The 1,085-nt window shown below is 58.4% G+C and carries 1 protein-coding gene; it reads left to right on the top strand.

The features are described from left to right. The coding region (gene tuf / locus ACR0AH_RS21095) for an elongation factor Tu (RefSeq protein WP_170508465.1) at positions 1 to 1,085 on the top strand (1,085 nt) is incomplete at both ends.

Raw genomic sequence — 1,085 nt, 5'->3', positions numbered from 1 at the left:
ATGGCAAAGGAAAAGTTTGAGCGTAATAAGCCGCACGTCAACATCGGCACGATTGGCCACGTTGACCACGGCAAGACCACGCTGACCGCAGCAATCACCAAGTATTTCGGTGACTTCAAAGCGTATGACCAGATTGACGGCGCGCCTGAAGAAAAAGCACGTGGCATCACCATCTCGACCGCCCACGTGGAGTACGAGACCGACAACCGCCACTATGCGCACGTCGACTGCCCCGGCCACGCCGACTACGTCAAGAACATGATCACCGGTGCCGCCCAGATGGACGGCGCGATCCTGGTTGTGAACGCAGCTGACGGCCCGATGCCGCAGACCCGCGAGCACATCCTGCTGGGCCGCCAGGTTGGCATCCCGAAGATGGTCGTGTTCATGAACAAAGTTGACCAAGTTGACGACGAAGAGCTGCTGGAACTGGTTGAGATGGAAGTTCGCGAACTGCTGTCCAGCTACGAATACCCCGGCGACGATATTCCGATCATCGCAGGTTCGGCTCTGGCGGCGATGGAAGGCAACAACCCGGAAATCGGCGAAGAGAAGATCAAGGAACTGATGGCGGCTGTTGATGACTACATCGACACCCCTGAGCGTGAAGTTGACAAGCCGTTCCTGATGCCGGTCGAAGACGTGTTCTCGATCTCGGGCCGTGGTACTGTTGTGACCGGCCGTGTCGAGCGTGGCGTGATCAATGTTGGCGACGAGATCGAAATCGTCGGCATCCGTGACACTCAGAAAACCACCTGTACCGGTGTTGAAATGTTCCGCAAGCTGCTGGATCGCGGTGAAGCGGGCGACAACATCGGCGCACTGCTGCGCGGTATCGACCGTGACGGCGTTGAGCGTGGCCAGGTTCTGTGTAAGCCGGGTTCAGTTACACCGCACACCAAGTTCGAAGCCGAAGCCTACATCCTGACCAAGGAAGAAGGCGGTCGTCATACTCCGTTCTTCGCGAACTACCGTCCGCAGTTCTACTTCCGTACAACTGACGTGACCGGCACCGTGACCCTGGCGGCGGGCACCGAGATGGTTATGCCCGGCGACAACGTCGGCTTCACCGTCGAGCTGATCGC

The sequence above is a fragment of the Ruegeria sp. AM5 genome (assembly GCF_056540645.1).
Note: the sequence above shows the minus strand (reverse complement) of the source record. Positions and strands in the feature narration are given on the sequence as shown.